18 protein-coding genes are annotated in these 18303 nt (G+C 56.5%); 17 read left to right on the forward strand and 1 reads right to left on the reverse strand.

Going from position 1 to position 18303, the window contains the following annotated elements:
- Nucleotides 1–89 precede the first annotated feature (89 nt).
- From rpsB to N879_RS01555, 17 genes are all read left to right on the forward strand, one after another.
- Nucleotides 90–839, forward strand: a complete 750-nt coding sequence (gene rpsB, locus N879_RS01475; RefSeq protein ID WP_021446553.1) for a 30S ribosomal protein S2 — start codon at nt 90–92, stop codon at nt 837–839.
- Between the two features lie 111 nt (nt 840–950).
- Nucleotides 951–1829 (forward strand): translation elongation factor Ts, encoded by an 879-nt coding sequence (gene tsf / locus N879_RS01480; protein WP_009457016.1) that lies wholly within the window; start codon nt 951–953, stop codon nt 1827–1829.
- Between the two features lie 93 nt (nt 1830–1922).
- Nucleotides 1923–2639 carry a UMP kinase gene (pyrH, locus tag N879_RS01485; RefSeq protein WP_003799741.1) on the forward strand — a complete coding sequence of 239 codons (717 nt, stop codon included), beginning with the start codon at nt 1923–1925 and terminating at the stop codon, nt 2637–2639.
- A 19-nt stretch (nt 2640–2658) separates the two neighbouring features.
- Nucleotides 2659–3219, forward strand: a complete 561-nt coding sequence (frr, locus tag N879_RS01490) for a ribosome recycling factor (RefSeq protein WP_009457015.1) — start codon at nt 2659–2661, stop codon at nt 3217–3219.
- A 25-nt stretch (nt 3220–3244) separates the two neighbouring features.
- Nucleotides 3245–4009, forward strand: a complete 765-nt coding sequence (gene uppS / locus N879_RS01495) for a polyprenyl diphosphate synthase (RefSeq protein WP_035271876.1) — start codon at nt 3245–3247, stop codon at nt 4007–4009.
- 13 nt (nt 4010–4022) lie between these two features.
- Nucleotides 4023–4877: a phosphatidate cytidylyltransferase gene (locus N879_RS01500; protein ID WP_009457013.1), complete on the forward strand. Its 855-nt coding sequence runs from the start codon at nt 4023–4025 to the stop codon at nt 4875–4877.
- A 40-nt stretch (nt 4878–4917) separates the two neighbouring features.
- Nucleotides 4918–6120, forward strand: a complete 1203-nt coding sequence (locus N879_RS01505) for a 1-deoxy-D-xylulose-5-phosphate reductoisomerase (RefSeq protein WP_009457012.1) — start codon at nt 4918–4920, stop codon at nt 6118–6120.
- Between the two features lie 11 nt (nt 6121–6131).
- A complete protein-coding gene (gene rseP, locus N879_RS01510) occupies nt 6132–7454 on the forward strand; it encodes an RIP metalloprotease RseP (RefSeq protein ID WP_021446556.1) in 1323 nt (440 codons plus the stop codon).
- 52 nt (nt 7455–7506) lie between these two features.
- On the forward strand, nt 7507–9849 hold the full coding sequence (gene bamA, locus N879_RS01515; protein WP_009457011.1) for an outer membrane protein assembly factor BamA: 2343 nt from the start codon (nt 7507–7509) through the stop codon (nt 9847–9849).
- A gap of 61 nt (nt 9850–9910) precedes the next feature.
- Nucleotides 9911–10465 carry an OmpH family outer membrane protein gene (locus tag N879_RS01520; protein ID WP_003799754.1) on the forward strand — a complete coding sequence of 185 codons (555 nt, stop codon included), beginning with the start codon at nt 9911–9913 and terminating at the stop codon, nt 10463–10465.
- A 6-nt stretch (nt 10466–10471) separates the two neighbouring features.
- The gene (lpxD, locus tag N879_RS01525; protein ID WP_021446557.1) at nt 10472–11605 is read left to right on the forward strand and encodes a UDP-3-O-(3-hydroxymyristoyl)glucosamine N-acyltransferase; all 1134 of its coding nucleotides are present in this window, start codon (nt 10472–10474) and stop codon (nt 11603–11605) included.
- A gap of 12 nt (nt 11606–11617) precedes the next feature.
- Nucleotides 11618–12073 carry a 3-hydroxyacyl-ACP dehydratase FabZ gene (gene fabZ, locus N879_RS01530; protein WP_003799758.1) on the forward strand — a complete coding sequence of 152 codons (456 nt, stop codon included), beginning with the start codon at nt 11618–11620 and terminating at the stop codon, nt 12071–12073.
- A gap of 3 nt (nt 12074–12076) precedes the next feature.
- On the forward strand, nt 12077–12865 hold the full coding sequence (lpxA, locus tag N879_RS01535) for an acyl-ACP--UDP-N-acetylglucosamine O-acyltransferase (protein WP_021446558.1): 789 nt from the start codon (nt 12077–12079) through the stop codon (nt 12863–12865).
- Nucleotides 12866–12942: 77 nt separating this feature from the next.
- Nucleotides 12943–14124: a lipid-A-disaccharide synthase gene (lpxB, locus tag N879_RS01540; protein ID WP_009454128.1), complete on the forward strand. Its 1182-nt coding sequence runs from the start codon at nt 12943–12945 to the stop codon at nt 14122–14124.
- Nucleotides 14121–14726 carry a ribonuclease HII gene (rnhB, locus tag N879_RS01545; protein WP_009454127.1) on the forward strand — a complete coding sequence of 202 codons (606 nt, stop codon included), beginning with the start codon at nt 14121–14123 and terminating at the stop codon, nt 14724–14726. The genes lpxB and rnhB overlap by 4 nt, the downstream gene beginning before the upstream one ends.
- A gap of 10 nt (nt 14727–14736) precedes the next feature.
- Nucleotides 14737–15519 carry a TrmH family RNA methyltransferase gene (locus N879_RS01550; RefSeq protein ID WP_009454126.1) on the forward strand — a complete coding sequence of 261 codons (783 nt, stop codon included), beginning with the start codon at nt 14737–14739 and terminating at the stop codon, nt 15517–15519.
- A gap of 258 nt (nt 15520–15777) precedes the next feature.
- Nucleotides 15778–17226, forward strand: a complete 1449-nt coding sequence (locus tag N879_RS01555) for an amidase (RefSeq protein ID WP_021446559.1) — start codon at nt 15778–15780, stop codon at nt 17224–17226.
- Between the two features lie 199 nt (nt 17227–17425).
- On the opposite strand, the gene ppsR is transcribed toward N879_RS01555, so the two are convergent.
- Entirely contained in the window at nt 17426–18259 is an 834-nt protein-coding gene (gene ppsR / locus N879_RS01560; protein WP_009454124.1) for a posphoenolpyruvate synthetase regulatory kinase/phosphorylase PpsR, read from the reverse strand.
- Between the last annotated feature and the right edge of the window lie 44 nt (nt 18260–18303).

An 18303-nucleotide genomic window follows, 5' to 3' on the forward strand; every position in this document is an offset into this window, starting at 1 on the left:
TGTCCGTCTCGGGGTGTCTGGAATGCAGCACAGGCTGCGGCCCTTACCGGATACCGGGCAGTTACAAGACCAAACCCTTGGAGAACTTTATGTCTTTAATGCGTGAAATGCTGGAAGCTGGTGTGCACTTTGGCCACCAAACCCGTTACTGGAACCCCAAGATGGCTCCGTTCATCTTCGGCCAGCGTAACAACATCCACATCATCAACCTGGAAAAAACGGTTGTTCAGTACGAAGAAGCAACCAAATTCGTGCGTCAACTGGCTGCCCGTGGTGGCAACGTGCTGTTTGTAGGCACCAAGCGCGCTGCTCGCGAACTGGTGGCTGCTGAGGCTGAACGTTGCGGCATGCCTTACGTCGACAGCCGCTGGTTGGGTGGCATGATGACCAACTTCAAAACGGTCAAGACTTCCATCAAGCGTCTGAAAGAAATGGAAGCTCAGATGGCTGAAGGTCGTCTGGAAACCATGAGCAAGAAAGAAGCCTTGATGTTCGAACGCGAACTGGAAAAGCTGAACAAGGCCATCGGCGGTATCAAGGACATGAACAACCTGCCTGACGCCCTGTTCGTGATCGACGTTGGCTACCACAAGATTGCCGTGGCTGAAGCCCGCACTCTGGGTATCCCTGTGGTGGCCGTGGTTGACACCAACCACTCGCCAGAAGGTCTGGATTACGTGATCCCTGGTAACGATGACTCGGCCAAGGCTATCGCTCTGTACGCCCGTGGCATGGCTGACGCCGTGCTGGCTGGCCGCGAACAGAACCTGAACGGTCTGGTTGAAGAAATCGCCGCTGACGAAGAGTTCGTCGAAGTTCAGGCTGACACCCAGGAGTAACTGGCTCACCGCTGTCTGCCAGACACCATCAGTTGTCATGGCAGACAGCTACAGTGATCCTTCGTATCGCCCCGGCTTGCCGGGGCATGTTCTACAGAATTGGAGAAAACCGTGGCTCAAATCACCGCATCGATGGTTAAAGAATTGCGCGAGAAAACCGACGCGCCCATGATGGAATGCAAAAAAGCACTGACCGAAGCCGACGGCGATATGGCACGTGCTGAAGAAATCTTGCGCGTGAAGCTGGGCAGCAAGGCTAGCAAAGCAGCTACCCGCGTTACCGCTGAAGGCCTGGTTTCTGTTTACATCGCTGACGATGCCAAGACCGGCTCCGTAGTTGAAGTTAACTGCGAAACCGACTTTGTTGCCAAGAACGATGACTTCATCGGCTTTATCAACGACGTCGCCCAACTGGTCGCCAAGAACAACCCGGCAGATCTGGCCGCTTTGGCTGAACTGCCACTGGCCGACAGCAATGTCGAGACCGTGCGCGCTGCTCTGGTTGGCAAAATTGGTGAAAACATCTCTATCCGTCGCTTCCAGCGCTACGAAACAGCCGGCCAACTGGCCAGCTACGTTCACGGTGGCAAGATCGGCGTATTGGTTGATTTCGCCGGTGGTGACGAAGAAGTGGGTAAAGACCTGGCCATGCACATCGCCGCGACTCGTCCTAAAGCCATGGACGCTTCGGGTGTTGACGCTGCCGAGATCGAAGCCGAGCGCTCCGTGGCTGCTCAGAAAGCCGCTGAATCGGGCAAGCCTGCTGACATCGTCACCAAAATGGTTGACGGCGCTGTTGCCAAGTTCCTGAAAGAAGTGACTCTGCTGAGCCAGCCTTTCGTCAAGAACGACAAGCAAAGCGTGCAGCAAATGCTGGACGAGAAAAAAGCATCGATCGCTGGCTTTACCCTGTACGTTGTGGGTGAAGGCATTGAGAAGCGTGTTGAAGATTTCGCCGCTGAGGTAGCTGCCGCTGCCGGTCAAGCCTAATCTAGCTTGTTTTTGCAGGGCAGGCACCGTAGTGGCGGTGCCTGCCCTGCTGCTTTACACTCTCTTCTGTCTTCGTCACTTGGAATCCCACCCATGACTACCCCTCATTACAAACGTGTTCTGTTGAAGCTCTCCGGCGAAGCGCTGATGGGCGAGGACTCGTTCGGTATTAATCGCAGCACAATCATTCGCATGACGGAGGAGATCGCCCAGGTTGCCCAGTTGGGGGTACAGCTGGCTATCGTGATTGGCGGGGGCAATATCTTTCGCGGCATCGCTCCAGGTGCCCAGGGCATGGATCGTGCGACAGCCGACTACATGGGTATGATGGCTACCGTCATGAATGCGCTGGCCTTGCAAGATGCCTTGAAGCACCGTGGCCTGGATGCCCGTGTGCAATCTGCCCTGAATATTGAGCAGGTCGTAGAGCCTTACATTCGTCCCAAGGCACTGCGTTACCTGGAAGAAAACAAAGTTGTTATTTTTGCAGCCGGTACGGGCAACCCGTTCTTTACCACTGATACGGCAGCAGCCTTGCGCGGCGCCGAAGTGGGTGCGGAAATCGTACTGAAAGCGACCAAAGTCGACGGCATCTACAGTGCCGATCCCAATAAAGACCCAGGTGCGACGCGTTACTCGCGTATCAGCTTTGATGAGGCTATCGTACGCCGTCTGGAAGTGATGGACGCGACCGCCTTTGCCTTGTGTCGCGATCAGAAACTGCCGATCAAAGTGTTCTCCATCAACAAGCCCGGCGCCCTGACGCGCGCGGTCTCTGGTGAAGATGAAGGCACCCTGGTTCACGTTTAAAGTTATAGGAATTTAGTCCATGAGTCTTTCCGAGATTAAAGCATCGACCGACAGCCGGATGGGTAAGTCCCTCGAGTCTCTCAAGACAGGCCTGGCCAAAATTCGCACTGGCCGTGCTACTGCAGGCTTGCTCGATCACATTCAGGTTGAGTACTACGGCTCCATGGTGCCGGTCAGCCAGGTGGGCAACATCACGGTGGTGGATGCTCGCACGCTGAACGTGCAAGTGTGGGAAAAGCATATGGCTGGCCCGATTGAAAAAGCCATTCGTGACAACGAGCTGGGTCTGAACCCCATCTCGATGGGCGAGAGCATTCGTGTGCCCATGCCTGCGCTGACCGAAGAGCGCCGTCGCGATCTGGCCAAAGTGGTGCGTGGCGAAGGCGAAGATGCCAAGGTCGCCATTCGCAACCTGCGTCGTGACGCCAATGACACGCTCAAAAAGCAAGTCAAGGACAAGGAAATCTCCGAGGACGACGAGCGTCGCGCCCAGGACGAAATCCAGAAGCTGACCGACAAGTATGTGGCTGAAGTCGACAAGCTGATCGCCCAGAAAGAAGCCGAGATCATGACGGTCTAACGGCTTTTGCACAGGTGGCTAGGTGATTTCTTTCAGTTCTACCCAAACTATTCCGGAACACGGTCAGGTTCCTGGCCACCTGGCGATTGTCATGGACGGCAATGGACGATGGGCAACCCGTCGTCTTTTGCCACGCACGGCAGGGCACTTGCGTGGTGTGCAAACCGTCCGGCGTATTGTCGAGGCCTGTGGCGAGCTCGGCGTGCGTTATTTGACCCTGTTTGCTTTCAGCTCCGAGAACTGGCGACGCCCTCCTGAAGAGGTGTCTCTGTTGATGGGGCTGTTCGTCAAGATGCTGCAAAAAGAAGTGGCAACACTGAAAAAAAACGGCGTCCGACTTCATATTATTGGTGAGCTATCCGCATTTAGCGAAGAATTGCGCGGGCTGATTGCCGATGCAGAAGAACAAACGCGTGATAACGACACCTTGCATTTGACGATTGCCGCCAATTACGGTGGTCGTTGGGATATTTTGCAGGCGACCCGAAAGGCCTTGGCTGCCAATCCCCATTTGGTCGATCATCCTGAACAACTGGATGAGGCCATGTTCAGTCCCTATTTGGCGATGTCTTACGCCCCCGAACCGGATCTGTTCATCCGCACGGGCGGAGAGCGCCGCATTTCCAATTTTTTGATCTGGCAGATGGCCTATACCGAACTGTACTTTACAGACGCGTACTGGCCGGATTTTGACCGGGCGCAGCTGGAGCAAGCCTTCGAGTGGTATCGTGGGCGCGAGCGGCGCTTTGGGCGCACCAGTGCCCAGGTGCAGGGTAGCCCCGCGCCTTGACGGAGCCTTATCTATGTTGAAACAACGAGTCATCACCGCCCTGATCCTGCTGGTCATTCTGGGCGCGGCCATGCTTGCCCCCGTGCGCTGGCCATTGCTGGCTATTTTTGTCCTGATGAGTACGCTGGCTTGCTGGGAATGGGAGCGCCTGAGTTTGACCCAGGAGCAGCAGCGTTGGGCCTGGCCCCTGGCCATGCTCAACGGTGCCTTGATGCTGTGGCTAAGCGTGCACTGGTATCACACCGGCCCGCAAGGGCAGGCGGCCGATTTGGTCTACCGTGGTCTGGTGCCCCTGATGGCGGTCTTGTGGGTCGTCGGCGCTACCGGGCTGGTGCTGCAAGCTCAGGCCACACAGCGTGCGCAAGGGGTCTTGCTCAGCGTGATGGGTGTACTGGCTCCTTTGGTTGCCTGGGCCAGCCTGTATCTGTTCCTGCATACGCAGGGCATTGTCTATGTGCTCTCCTTGCTGGTCCTGATCTGGGTGGCAGACATCGCTGCTTATTTCGCTGGACGTGCCTTCGGTAAAGCCAAGCTGGCCCCGCGTGTCAGCCCTGGCAAGACCTGGGCTGGAGCGCTCGGTGGTATGGTTGCCGCTGCTGCATGGATGTTGATCAGCGCAAATTGGGCCGGCAGTTTCGGTGCCGATGTGCAGCAGCGCTGGGGCTGGGTCGCCACGGCTGCTTTGGGCCTTGCGCTGGCGGCTCTGTCTATCGTGGGTGACTTGTTCGAGTCCCTGCTCAAGCGTCGTGCCGCTGTTAAAGATTCCAGTCAATTATTGCCCGGTCATGGTGGGGTGTACGACCGTATCGACGCCTTGCTGCCGGTTGCTCCCGTGGCCTTGCTGCTAAGTGGGGCGTGGCTCTTTTAGTCCTGCGTGGATTCAAAGTGTTTGCGTCAAGGAAGAACTCATGAGTTTCCAGCATGTATGTGTGTTAGGGGCCACTGGCTCTATTGGTATCAGCACACTGGATGTGATTGCTCGTCATCCCGATCGGATGGCGGTTTATGCCGTGAGCGGCCACACTCGCATGGAGCTGTTGGCCGAGCAAGCTCGTAACAGCGCAGCCCGTGTTGTCCTCGTGCCGGATGAAGCTGCGCGTAGCCGCTTTCTGGCCGCGTGGCAGGGCGGTGCCTTGCCAGAGATTCGGGTAGGTGCTCAGGCGCTGGCCGACACGGCTGCCGATCCGCAAGTCACTACTGTCATGGCCGCGATTATCGGCGCCGCAGGTTTGCCCTCGGCCCTGGCCGCTGCACGTGCTGGCAAGCGTGTGCTGCTGGCTAATAAAGAGGCGCTGGTTGCCGCAGGTCGTATCTTCATGCAAGCCGTGCAAGAGGGTGGGGCGCAGTTGATGCCCATTGACTCTGAGCACAGCGCCATCTACCAATGCCTGGCGGGTGAGCCTCCGCCAGAACCCGGTCAGCCAGTTGCGGCTCTGCGCCGTCTTCTGGTAACCGCTTCCGGTGGACCTTTCCGCTCGCGCAATCTGTCCGAGCTGGAGGGAGTGACCCCCGAGCAGGCCTGCGCGCATCCTAACTGGAGCATGGGCCGCAAAATTTCGGTGGACTCGGCCACCATGCTGAATAAAGGTCTGGAAGTAATCGAGGCGCATTGGCTGTTTTCAGTGCCTGTTGACCAGATTGATGTGGTGGTGCATCCGCAAAGCGTGATTCACTCCATGGTCGAGTACATAGACGGTTCCGTCATGGCGCAATTGGGTCAGCCTGACATGCGTACGGCGATTGCCTACGGTCTGGGCTTTCCGGAGCGTTTGTATAGCGGCGTAGGCTTGCTGGATCTGGCCACAATGGGACGTCTGGATTTTGAGCAGCCCGATTTTCTGCGTTTCCCCTGTTTGCGACTGGCCTATGATGCCTTGCGCAGCAGTCAGGCCGCCTGCGTGACCTTGAACGCCGCCAATGAAATCGCCGTAGACCGCTTCCTGGAGCGGCAGATTGGCTATACTCAGATTCCGGCTGTGATCGAGCATTGTCTGGACAAGCTCAATGGCCGTGCCAGCCAGGCCTTGGATGCTCTGGACGGGGTCTTGGAGCTCGATAGCGAAACCCGTTCGCTGGCGCTGGATTACTGTCGAAGCTCTGCGCGTATTTAACAGGACTTAACATGCTCTTTACCGTGCTGGCTTTCTTGGTGGCGTTGGGCGTGCTGGTGACCTTTCACGAGCTGGGCCACTACTGGGTGGCCCGTCGTTGCGGGGTACGGGTAGAGCGGTTTTCGATTGGTTTTGGCAAGGTGTTGTACCGCCGTTCTGACAAGAATGGCACCGAATGGGCCGTCTCGGCCTTGCCCTTGGGCGGCTACGTCGCCATGCAAAATGATCCGCCTGCTCATGCCACGCAGGCGCAGATCGACGAATCTTTCAACCACAAACCCCTGCGACAACGTGCCGCGATTGTGCTGGCGGGCCCGATGGCCAACCTGATTCTGGCCGTGGTGATCTATGCCTTTGTGGGCTTGCTGGGTACTCAAGAGCCTATTGCGCAAATTGGCCCCGTTCCAGAAGGGACACCCGCCGCACAAGCTGGGTTCGAGGCTGGAGATCGCCTGGTCTCTGTCGATGGCAAGCCGGTGGACTCCTGGTTGCAGGCGCGTTGGGCCTTTATGGATGCCTTGTCCTCGGGTGGCGAGCTGGAAGTGGGCGTCAAGGACCCGCTTGGACAGGAAAAAAATCGTTACTTGAGATTACCGGCGGGCGAGATTTTGCCAGACGGGCAGGACTTGATGGCCCAGGCAGGATTGATGCTGCGTCCGGCGCGATCCATCGTCCAAGAGGTGTTTAAAGATACGGCAGCCGAACAGGCAGGCCTGCGGGAGGGTGACCTTATTATCCGGCTGGATGATTTGATCGAGCCCGGGATCACGGCTTTCGTTCAAAAGGTGCAACAATCCGCAGGCAAGACACTGGAGCTTGAAGTGCTGCGGGACGGCGAAATTCAACGCCTGCTCCTCGCTCCTGAAGGTGATGCCAATGCGCAGGGGCGTATCGGTGCAAAAGTGGCTATGGATATGCCCATGACACTGGTGCGTTATGGGCCGATCGAGAGCGTGGAACGCGGATTTACCCGTACCGGGCAGACCTTCTGGTTCTCTTTGAAGATGATCGGGCGCATGATTACGGGGGAAGTCTCTGTACGTAATGTCAGCGGGCCGGTTACTATTGCGGATTATGCGGGCCAGACAGCACGTATTGGCTTGATCGCCTACCTGAATTTCCTGGCCTTGATCAGTATTAGCATCGGTTTACTGAATTTGTTGCCCGTACCTATGTTGGACGGGGGACATCTACTGTACTATGCCATCGAAGCTGTGCGCGGCAAGCCCGCTTCGGAGCGTATGATGCTTGTCGGTCAGCGCCTGGGCCTGGCCTTGTTGGCCCTGCTGATGAGTATTGCTTTTTTTAATGACATCACCCGCCTTTTCAGTTGAGGGCGGGTGGCATACAATTTCCAACCATTTGACCGACCAAGGATTGTCCAGGATGTCGTTTAGCCGGAAACCTACTTTTGCGTTGCGTGTTCTGCCCGTATTGGTGGCAAGTCTGCTTGCTCCCGCCTTGGCGAATGCATTTGCACCGTTTGTCGTGCGCGATATTCAAGTCAACGGCATCCAGCGGGTCGACCCCGGCGCCGTGTTCTCGTCCTTGCCTGTCAAGGTCGGTGAGTCCTTCTCGGAAGAGCAGGCCGCAGACGCGATTCAGCGTTTGTACGCCACAGGCTTTTTCAGCGACGTGCAAATTGACACCAGCACCAATGTGCTGATCGTCAACGTCAAAGAGCGCCCAACCATCGCGTCGGTGTCCTTTAATGGCATGCGCGAGTTCGATGCGAAGAATATTACCAACTCCCTGGCTCAGGTAGGCTTTGGAGAAGGCCGGGTTTTTGACCGTTCCATGCTGGAACGTGCCGAATTCGAGCTGAAACAACAATACCTGTCCAAGGGCAAGTACGGTGTGGAAATCACACCCATCATCACGCCCTTGCCACGTAACCGCGTCGGTGTCAGCTTTGACATTTTTGAAGGCGGTCTGGCCAAGATCAAGGAAATCCGCATCGTCGGTACGGAAGCCGTCTCGCAAGGTGACTTGCTCGATCAGATGGAACTGACGACTTCGGGCATGATGACCTGGTACACCGGCACCGATAAGTACTCCCGCGAGAAGCTGGAAGGCGATATGGAGCGCATCCGCTCCTACTACCTGAACCGCGGCTTTCTGGAGTATTCCGCCGAGGCACCTCAGGTTTCGATTTCCCCGGATCGCAAAGATATTTTCATCACCTTGACCATCCACGAAGGCCAGCCCTACAAACTGAGCAGTGTCAAGCTGGCGGGTGATCTGCTGGGTCTGGAGGACAAGATCCAGCCTCTGGTGCAGCAGAAAGAAGGCGAGGTCTTCTCCTCGGACAAAACCAGCGCCACTGTGAAATCGATTACCGAATACCTGGGTGGCCTGGGTTATGCGTTTGCCAATGCCAACCCGAATCCGGTTCTGGATCGCGAAAATCACACGGCTGACTTGACCTTCTACGTCGATCCCGGTCGTCGCGTGTATGTACGTCGTATCGAGGTAGGCGGAAACGTCCGTACCCGTGATGAAGTGGTACGCCGTGAAATGCGTCAGCAAGAAGCGGCCTGGTATGACTCGGACGCCATCAAGTTCTCGCGTGACCGTATTGACCGTCTGGGCTACTTCAATGAAGTGGACGTGAACACCAAGCCTGTGCCCGGTTCGCCTGACCAGGTCGACGTAAACGTGGACGTGAAAGAAAAGCCTACTGGCTTGGTTAACCTGGGTATTGGTTACGGCTCCACTGACAAGTTGATGTTGTCGGCAGGTATCAGCCAGGACAACATCTTCGGTAGCGGTAATAGTCTGTCCTTGCAGGTCAATACCAGTAAGGTGAACCGTGCCGCGGTGATCAGCCACACCAATCCTTTCTGGACGGGTGACGGCATCAGCAAAACCACCTCGATTTACTACCGTCGTACTACGCCTTACCAGTCCAATGATGGTTGGGGTGATTACCAGAACACCGCAATTGGTGCGGGCTTGAACTTTGGCGTGCCTATTTCCGAGTACGACCGTATTTTCATGGGTGTGAACTTTGAGCAGAACAAGCTCTCACGCCTGAGCCCCCAGTACACACCACGTGCCTATCAGGATTATGTGAACGAGTACGGTGAGCGCACCAATACGTTTATTTTTAATCTGGGTTGGTCCAAAGATACCCGTGACAGCGCGATTGCTCCCAACAAGGGTAGCCTGACCAGCTTGTCGGCGGATATGGGTACCGTGGACCTGCGCTACTACATGCTGCGCGCCAGCCACCAGCACTACATTCCATTGGGTCGTGCGTATACATTGGCTCTGAATGGTGCCATTGACTATGGTCGCAGCATTGGTGGCAAGACCTTCCCGGTCATCAAGAACGTATACGCCGGTGGTATCGGTTCGGTACGTGGCTATGAAGGCGCATCCTTGGGTGGTCGAGACACCTTGACCGGTGACTACCTGGGTGGTTCGCGTCGCATGATCGCCAACGCCCAGCTGTACCTGCCTTTCCCGGGCGCGTCACGTGACCGCACGTTACGTTGGTTCGTCTTTGCCGATGCCGGTAAGGTCGACAACACTAGCGGTGGTTGTGCAATGGGTCGCCCTGATCGTTTGTCGGAAGACCCATGCGGTTGGAAGTACGCTGCAGGTCTGGGCTTGTCGTGGGAATCCCCGCTCGGTCCTTTGCAGCTGTCCTACGGTCGCGCCTTGCGCGCCAAGGAAGGTGACGACAAACAAGCCTTCCAGTTCCAGATTGGTACCGCTTTCTGATGTTCGTGTTTAGTGGCACAATTGCACTATTCTGCAGCCTAATTAGCAAGGTAGATTTTTCATGAAGTCAAACATCGCATTAAAACTTACAAACATCGCCCGCAGCTTGTCGCGTGGCAATAAAGCGCTCGTTCTGGCTGCCGCGCTGGGTGTCGGCGCCATGACCGCTGCACCTGTTGTTCAGGCACAGACCAAAATCGGTTTTGTCAGCACAGAGCGTATCTTGCGTGATTCCAAGCCCGCCAAAGCTGCCCAGACCAAAATCGAAGCAGAATTCAAGCGTCGCGACGAAGAACTGGAGCGCATGGCCAACAACCTGCGTTCGCAAGCTCAGAAGTTCGACAAGGACGCTCCTGTTCTGTCCGAGTCTGACCGTGTGAAGCGTCAGCGTCAGCTGGCTGATCTGGATTCCGATTTGCAGCGCAAGCGTCGCGAATTCCAGGAAGACTTCAACCGTCGCCGCAACGAAGAGTTCTCGGCCATTGTTGAGCAGGCTGATGCCGCCATCAAGCGTATTGCTGACTCCCAAGGCTACGACCTGATCATTCAGGACGCCGTTACGGTTAGCCCACGTGTGGACATCACCGAGGAAGTTCTGAAAGCACTGGGCGGTTGATGCACTATGCCGGTATTGCTGAACGTTGATCAGGCTGTACAGCTGTCTGAACTTATAGACGCCATCAACAAGACCGGACTGGATTGCAAGCTGCCAGAAGGCATTAAAGAGCCTATGCCCCGGATTCGGGGCCTAGGCTCTTTGCTTTCTGCGGGCCCGGAGGAAATCAGCTTTCTGTCCAATCCCAAGATGCAGGATCTGCTGGAGCAGACCTCTGCTGCGGTGGTGATTCTGACGCCACAAGTCTATGAAGGTCTGGGCTTTGCACCGTCCTTTATCCCGGTTTTGTGCTCGCAACCTTATCTGATGTACGCGCTGCTGGCGCAACGTTTTGATCAGGTACGCATGGCGGATTTGCCTCAGGGCATTCATCCCAGTGCGGTGATTGATCCCAGCGCTGACTTGGGCGAAGGCGTGTCGGTCGGGCCATTCTGTGTGATCGAGGCCGGTGTCAAGATCGGACGGGGCACCCGTTTGGGCGCGCATTGCGTAATTGGCGCAGGCTCCACCTTGGGTCAGGACTGCTTGCTGCACGCACGTGTCACTCTTTACCATCAGGTGCATATTGGCGCACGCGCCATTCTGCATTCGGGTGTGGTGCTGGGCGCGGACGGTTTTGGTTTCGCACCGGATCCCGTGAAAGGGAAGGGGGCGTGGGCCAAGATCGCGCAGATCGGTCATGTACGTATTGGTGACGATGTTGAAATCGGTGCCAATACCACGGTGGATCGCGGCGCACTGGACGACACGGTGCTGGCCAACGGCGTCAAGCTTGATAACCAGATCATGATCGGTCATAACGTGCAGGTCGGTGAGCATACCGCCATGGCGGCGTGTGTGGGGGTGGCCGGCTCTACCCAGATCGGGGCACGTTGTACGATTGCCGGGGCAGCGATGCTCTCGGGACACCTGGTTCTGGGGGATGACGTGCACGTCTCTGGTGGTACGGCTGTTACCTCCAACATCAGCCAGCCCGGACGTTATACCGGGGTTTATCCCTTTGCAGGACACCAGGACTGGCAGAAAAATGCTGCCGTATTGGGACAATTGAGCGGTTTGCGCCGTCGCCTGCGTTCTTTGGAACGTCAGCAGGCGGATGGGGCAAATGAATCATCTGAACATATCAATAAACAAAAATAAGCAGGACAGGACATGGAACTCGACATTCGACAAATTATGGATCGCCTCCCTCATCGTTACCCGATGCTGCTGGTCGATCGCGTCTTGGAACTGGTGCCCGGCAAGAGCATCGTCGCCATTAAAAACGTGTCGATGAATGAACCCTTTTTTACAGGTCACTTTCCGCATATGCCGGTGATGCCTGGGGTCTTGATCATTGAAGCCATGGCTCAGGCAGCCGCACTGTTCTCTTTTACCGATCCCGAGGATCCGTACGCCAAAGTGGACAACAAACTGGCCTATTACCTGGTCGGTGTGGATGGCGCGCGTTTCCGCAAGCCCGTGATGCCAGGCGATCAGTTGCGTCTGGAAGTGACGGCTGACCGCATCAGCCGCGCTTTGTGCAAGTACACAGGCCGCGCCCTGGTCGATGGCCAAGTGGTTGCCGAAGCCAAAATTATGTGTGCTATCCGTCAATTGGAAGAATAGTTTATGCGTATTCATGAAACGGCCATCATCGAAGCAGGCGCTCAGCTTGCAGATGATGTCGAGGTCGGGCCTTACAGCATTATCGGGCCCAATGTCACGATAGGGGCGGGCACCAAAGTGGGCCCTCACTGCGTGATAGATGGCGTGACCACGATTGGTCGCAACAACCATTTCTACCGTTTCTGCTCCATCGGGGGCATGCCGCAGGACAAGAAGTACGCTGGAGAACCGACTCGCCTGGAAATCGGCGATGGCAATATGGTTCGTGAATACGTCACCATCAATACCGGCACGGTGCAGGATGTAGGCGTGACCCGTGTTGGCAATGACAACTGGATCATGGCTTACACCCACATTGCTCACGATTGCCAGATTGGCAATCACACGATTATTGCCAATAGCGTCCAGCTGGGCGGCCACGTACATATTGGCGATTGGGCCATTCTGGGCGGTTTGACTGCCGTGCACCAGTTCGGTCGTATCGGTGCGCACAGCATGATTGGTGGTACCAGCTCGGTGCGTCAGGATATCCCTCCTTACGTCATCGGTGCAGGCGATCCTTTCCGTCCTGTCGGTGTCAACAGTGAAGGCTTGGGCCGTCGCAACTTTTCGGCTGAAGCGATTTCGGCGGTGAAGGAAAGCTACAAGCTGCTGTATCGTCGCAAGCTGACGGTGGAGCAGGCGGTAGAGCAAATGCAAGCCTTGCAGGAAACGCAGCCTGACTGCCGTGCCGCGGTTCAGGTCATGATCGACTTCTTGAATGACTCCAGCCGGGGTATTTGCCGACCATGAGCAGCGCCTCCAGCCTATTAGCGGCACGTTCAGACGGGTCGGGGCAAACAGGGGCCAAGCGGGATCTGCGTATAGGAATGGTGGCCGGGGAGCCGTCTGGCGACTTGCTGGCGGCTCGCATCATTCAAGGGCTGCGCCAAGGCAGTCCTGGCGTGCAGGTAGAAGGCATAGGCGGCCCCGAGATGGCCTCCCAGCAATTTCACCAATACTATCCTATGGACGCCTTGACGGTATTTGGTTACGTCGAGGCGCTCAAACGTATTCCGGGTCTGGTCTCCACCTATTTGGGCATGCGCAATCAATGGTTGCGGCAGCGTCCCGATGTGTTTGTGGGTATTGATGCCCCGGACTTCAATTTGCGCCTGGAGCATCGTTTGCGTCAGGCTGGTGTGCCTACGGTGCACTTTGTGGGGCCCTCGATCTGGGCCTGGCGCTACGAGCGTATCCACAAAATCCGCGAAGCGGTTTCCCATATGCTGGTGCTGTTTCCTTTCGAGACCGAGATCTACGAAAAGGAAGGCATTCCGGTGACCTATGTGGGCCATCCCTTGGCAGCGAATATCCCTTTGCAGCCGGACAAGGCCGACGCTCGTCGTCGCCTGGGTTTGCCCGAGACGGGTCGTATTCTGGGCGTGTTGCCTGGCAGCCGCTCCTCCGAGGTCAAGATGCTGTCGCCGCGCTTCTTGCAGGCCGTACAGATTTTGCAGGACCAGGACCCGGATCTGATGATTCTGGTGCCCATGGTCAATCCCAAGCGCCGTCAGGAATTTGAAGAGGCTCTGGTTCAGCATCCTATCCGTAACTTGCACATTATTGATGCCAACACAGCGGGTATTCGTCAGCCGGATTCGGAAGGAGTGGTCCGTCCACCCGCCTGGACGGTGATGGAGGCCAGTGACGCGGTGCTGGTGGCCAGCGGTACCGCCAGCCTGGAAACGGCCTTGTACAAGCGTCCTATGGTTATTTCGTATGTGCTCAGCCCCATGATGGAGCGCATCATACGTTGGAAGTCCGGCCAGGACAGACCGTATGTGCCTTGGGTGGGCTTGCCTAATGTGCTGGCTCGCGATTTTGTCGTGCCTGAACTACTGCAAGAAGATGCCGAACCCCAGAAGCTGGCGCAAGAGTGCTGGAAAGCCTTGAGCGATCAGGAGTATGTAGCTCATATCGAGCAGGTCTTTACCGAGATGCATTTGACCTTGCGTCGGGACACCCCCGCCTTGGCGGCTGAGGTCATTTTGAATATGGCGCGTGCATGAAGCAGCTGGATTTATTAGTCAGTGATGTCTCGGCAGGTTTGGTGGCGGGGCTGGATGAAGCAGGACGTGGTCCCTTGGCCGGTCCCGTTTTTGCCGCTGCCGTTATTCTGGACCCGAACAATCCCATTGAAGGCCTGAACGACTCCAAGAAGCTGACCGCCAAGCGACGTGAAGCCCTGGCTGTGTTGATCAAGGAAAGAGCCTTAGCCTGGGAAATTGCCAGTGCTACTGTGGCAGAAATTGATGACATCAATATCTTGCACGCCGCCATGCTGGCGATGCAGCGGGCCTGTAATGGCCTGAGCGTCAAACCGGAACAAGCCTTGGTGGATGGCAATCGCATTCCAGGCGGCCTTTGTTGTCCGGCAGAGGCCATCATTAAAGGCGACGCCAGCCATGCCGCCATTGCGGCCGCATCGATTTTGGCCAAAACAGCGCGGGATGCGGTCTGCCTGGAATTGCACCGAGACTATCCTGAATACGGTTTCGACCAGCATAAAGGCTACGGGACGGCCTTGCATTTGGATCGTTTGTCCCAGCACGGACCTTGTCCCGAGCATCGTCGAAGTTTCGCGCCGGTACGCGCATCTTTAGTTAGGTAAGTTGAAGACAATGAGGCTGATTGAATCCAAAGATAATGCGCTGTTCAAACGAGTACAGCGCTTGGCTCACGATAAACGCGAGCTGGACGGGGGGGATCAGCTGATTTGGTTGGAAGGCATTCATCTGTGCCAAATGTGGCTGGAACGCCGTGGTTTGCCGGAACTGGCTGTTTTCGAGATGGACCGTCACTCCGACGAGTTGCTGGAACTGGCGCGTTTCTTGCCAGGCCATAGCAGCGTGACGTTCAATGCCACGTTGATGAATGCGGTGTCCCAAGTAGGTCAGGGGCAGGGCATAGGCTTTATTGTCCGCGTGCCTCGTGGACAGACTTGGACGGCTCCCACGAAACGCGCCATCTTGCTGGATCAGGTGCAAGATCCGGGCAATGTAGGCACGGTACTGCGCACTGCCGTAGCGGTGGGCCTGGAAGCGGTGTATCTGACACCGGGCTGTGCTAGCGTCTGGTCGCAGAAAGTGCTGCGTAGTGCGCAGGGCGCTCATTTCTCCATTCAAATCCATGAGCAGGTCGATGGCGTAGCATTGCTTGAACAAGCGGCCTTGCCGGTGCTGGTGACTTCTCTGGGCCCGGATACCCAGGACCTGTACGAGTCCAGCCTGCCAGACCAAGGGATTTGGGTTTTTGGTAATGAGGGCCAAGGTGTCAGCCCGGCCTTGCTGGCTAAGGCAAATCAACGCCTGTTTATCCCCCAGGCGCCCGGTGTTGAGTCCTTGAACGTGGCCATTGCCACCGCACTGTGCCTGTACGAGCAACGTCGTCAGCACAGCCGCTAGTTCCAGCGGCTTTATTTCACAGCATCAAGCAGAGTTAGCCTGTAAGCGCTAATTCTGTCTTGATCTGGCACTTGTCTCCACTTGTAAAATCAAGTAAATCATCTAGTAAGGCGCCTGCTTATCGGTACGCTAGTACTGAGTGCCTGGCGCAGTAGACGCTTGTCTGCTAGCGGCTCGTGCAGAGCCGTCTTTCCCTCCCTTTATCGCTGCATCGTTGTATCCGGCTGGATTCCTAATCTTTTTCAGATGAGGTCAACAATGAAACTTAGCGAATACGCGACCTATGATGCCCTGGCTCTTGCTGAGCTGGTCGCCAAGAAACAAATCAGTGTTCAAGAATTAAGCCAAGTTGGCAAAAAAGCCGTCGACACCTTGAACAGTAAAATCAATGCGGTTGTAGAGAGCTGGGACGGGGAGATTGACCCTCATGCTGACCGGGACTCCGTACTCTACGGCGTCCCGTTTTTGATTAAAGATTTGGCGATCACCATGAAGGGCAAGCGCTACGAGCTGGGCAGCAAGCTGGCGCAAGATATGGTGATGGATGCAGACAGCACCTTGATGAGCCTCTACAAGGAGGCGGGACTGGTCACGCTGGGGCGCACGACCACCTCGGAGTTCGCCATCAGTACCACGACGGAAGCGCGCTGCGTAGGCCCTACGCTGAACCCTTGGAACCCGGCTTTTAATGCTGGCGGCTCTACAGGCGGTTCGGCCGCTGCAGTGGCGGCAGGGATGGTGCCAGTGGCGCATGCAACTGACGGCGGTGGCTCTATCCGTGTCCCTGCAGCAGTGAACGGCCTGTTTGGTTTGAAGCCCACTCGGGGGCGTGTCTCCAGCGGCCCTCAGCAAGATGAAGTGTGGAGTGGTCTGCTGGCCCATCTGGGTGTCAGCCGCAGTGTGCGAGACAGTGCGGCCTTGCTGGATGCGATTAGTCGTCCCGGTATCGGCGAGCCCTATTACACCGCAGCGCCCCCGCAGAGCTTTTTATCGGCCGTCAAGAAGAATCCGGGTTCCTTGCGTATCGGCTTGATGATGGACCCGCCCAGCGGCGATAAAACCCAATCTGCCATAGCGGCCAAGGCGATTGATATGGCCTCGGTGTTGGAGTCCTTGGGCCATCAGGTGGAGCCCCTGGTGTTTGACTCCGGCGTCAGTTGGGAGGCTTTTGTGCACGCCAATGCTCAGTTCTGGAACGTGAATACGGCTGCATGGATAGACAGCATTGCAGCGGCGACAGGACGCCCGGTGAACGAGGAGTATCTGGAACAGGCCACGCTGGCGGCCTACGCCTACGGCAAGAAGATTAGCGGGATTGATATTCTGGGGGCGATTGCCGTGCGTAATACAGTTTCACGGAATTTGGGGGCGTATTTCCAGAAGTACGATGTGCTGATGACACCCACCGTGCCTACGCTGCCCATGAAGGTGGGCGAGTACAACAAGGTACAGGATCAGGTGGATGGCCTGGGCTGGATTGCCCACGTCTTCCGGCAAGCGCCTTTTGCTGCTTTGGCCAACATCAGCGGTTCACCCTCCATGTCCGTGCCTGCTGGGCAGGATGTGGCCACCTCTTTACCCATAGGCATGATGTTTACAGCCGGCTATGGGCAGGAATGCCTTTTGTTCGGGCTGGCTGGCCAATTGGAGCAAGCCTTGCCTTGGGCCGATCAGCACCCGCAGGTTTGGGTGGGCAAGCTGGTCTAAGATGGGGCAACAATAGGGGATGCAAGCCGGTATAGGCAAACCGACACCCGTAGAGGCGCAAGTGGATGCGCAGCAGACCTGTTACCGTACCCGCAGCAAACAAAAAGGCCTGAGCCAGGTATCACACCGGGTTCAGGCCTTGATGTTGAGGCTGTCCGAATACGCCCGAAGGGGGGCGCTTGGACCAGGAGTTCAATCCTTAGTAGGAGCGGCGGTCCAAACCGACATCATCCAGAATCTTGGTGGAGATTTCCTCGATGGATTTGGTGGTGGTGGACAGCCAAGGGATACCTTCCATACGCATCAGGCGCTCGGCTTCGGCCACTTCCATGCGGCACTGTTCGATGGTGGCGTATTTGCTACCCGGACGGCGTTCATTACGCACTTCGGACAGGCGGTCTGGATGAATGGACAGGCCAAAAATCTTTTTCCGGTAAGGAGCCAGCGTCGCGGGCAGGGTACCGCGCTGGAAATCCTCGGGAATGATGGGGTAGTTGGCGGCCTTGACGGCATACTGCATTGCCAAGTACAAGCTGGTAGGCGTTTTTCCGCAGCGTGACACACCCACCAGAATCACGTCGGCTTGTTCCAGACCATTCACGTATTGACCATCGTCGTGCGCCAGGCTGAAGTTGATGGCCTCGATACGGTTGTTGTAGCGCTTGGACATGCCACCGGAGTGAGAACGGCCCACGGAACGGCTGGATTTCACCCCCAGGGCGCGTTCGATGTGTCGTACAAAGGCACCAAACAAGTCCAGGAAGGTGCAGTTGGCAGCGCCAATGATATGCGCCATCTTGGGGTCAACCAGGGTGCTGAAGACCAGAGGCTGCTGGCCCTGTTCCTGCGCGCATTGGTTGATGCGATCAGCAACAGACTGGGCTTTCTCGATGGTATCGATGAAGGGGATCCGGATGGCCTGAAATTCGAATTGAGCGAATTGCGACAGGACGGAGTTGCTGAAAGTTTCGGCGGTAATGCCCGTGCTGTCGGAAACGACAAAGACGGTACGCTCAATAGGAGAAGAAGACATGGAATAAGTCGTGCACAATGCTCGGGAAACGGTACAATTTGCAA

Origin of the sequence: Alcaligenes sp. EGD-AK7, from assembly GCF_000465875.3 — a bacterium.
GTDB lineage: Bacteria > Pseudomonadota > Gammaproteobacteria > Burkholderiales > Burkholderiaceae_B > Alcaligenes > Alcaligenes phenolicus.

Bases quoted from the DNA above. Each gene is read 5' to 3' on its own strand.
- fabZ (WP_003799758.1), top strand. From the start codon at position 11,618: ATGGAACTCGACATTCGACAAATTATGGATCGCCTCCCTCATCGTTAC.
- N879_RS01500 (WP_009457013.1), top strand. From the start codon at position 4,023: ATGTTGAAACAACGAGTCATCACCGCCCTGATCCTGCTGGTCATTCTG.
- N879_RS01505 (WP_009457012.1), top strand. From the start codon at position 4,918: ATGAGTTTCCAGCATGTATGTGTGTTAGGGGCCACTGGCTCTATTGGT.
- ppsR (WP_009454124.1), bottom strand. From the start codon at position 18,259: ATGTCTTCTTCTCCTATTGAGCGTACCGTCTTTGTCGTTTCCGACAGC.
- N879_RS01555 (WP_021446559.1), top strand. From the start codon at position 15,778: ATGAAACTTAGCGAATACGCGACCTATGATGCCCTGGCTCTTGCTGAG.
- bamA (WP_009457011.1), top strand. From the start codon at position 7,507: ATGTCGTTTAGCCGGAAACCTACTTTTGCGTTGCGTGTTCTGCCCGTA.
- frr (WP_009457015.1), top strand. From the start codon at position 2,659: ATGAGTCTTTCCGAGATTAAAGCATCGACCGACAGCCGGATGGGTAAG.
- N879_RS01520 (WP_003799754.1), top strand. From the start codon at position 9,911: ATGAAGTCAAACATCGCATTAAAACTTACAAACATCGCCCGCAGCTTG.
- lpxB (WP_009454128.1), top strand. From the start codon at position 12,943: ATGGTGGCCGGGGAGCCGTCTGGCGACTTGCTGGCGGCTCGCATCATT.
- rseP (WP_021446556.1), top strand. From the start codon at position 6,132: ATGCTCTTTACCGTGCTGGCTTTCTTGGTGGCGTTGGGCGTGCTGGTG.
- rpsB (WP_021446553.1), top strand. From the start codon at position 90: ATGTCTTTAATGCGTGAAATGCTGGAAGCTGGTGTGCACTTTGGCCAC.
- N879_RS01550 (WP_009454126.1), top strand. From the start codon at position 14,737: ATGAGGCTGATTGAATCCAAAGATAATGCGCTGTTCAAACGAGTACAG.
- rnhB (WP_009454127.1), top strand. From the start codon at position 14,121: ATGAAGCAGCTGGATTTATTAGTCAGTGATGTCTCGGCAGGTTTGGTG.
- lpxD (WP_021446557.1), top strand. From the start codon at position 10,472: ATGCCGGTATTGCTGAACGTTGATCAGGCTGTACAGCTGTCTGAACTT.
- lpxA (WP_021446558.1), top strand. From the start codon at position 12,077: ATGCGTATTCATGAAACGGCCATCATCGAAGCAGGCGCTCAGCTTGCA.
- pyrH (WP_003799741.1), top strand. From the start codon at position 1,923: ATGACTACCCCTCATTACAAACGTGTTCTGTTGAAGCTCTCCGGCGAA.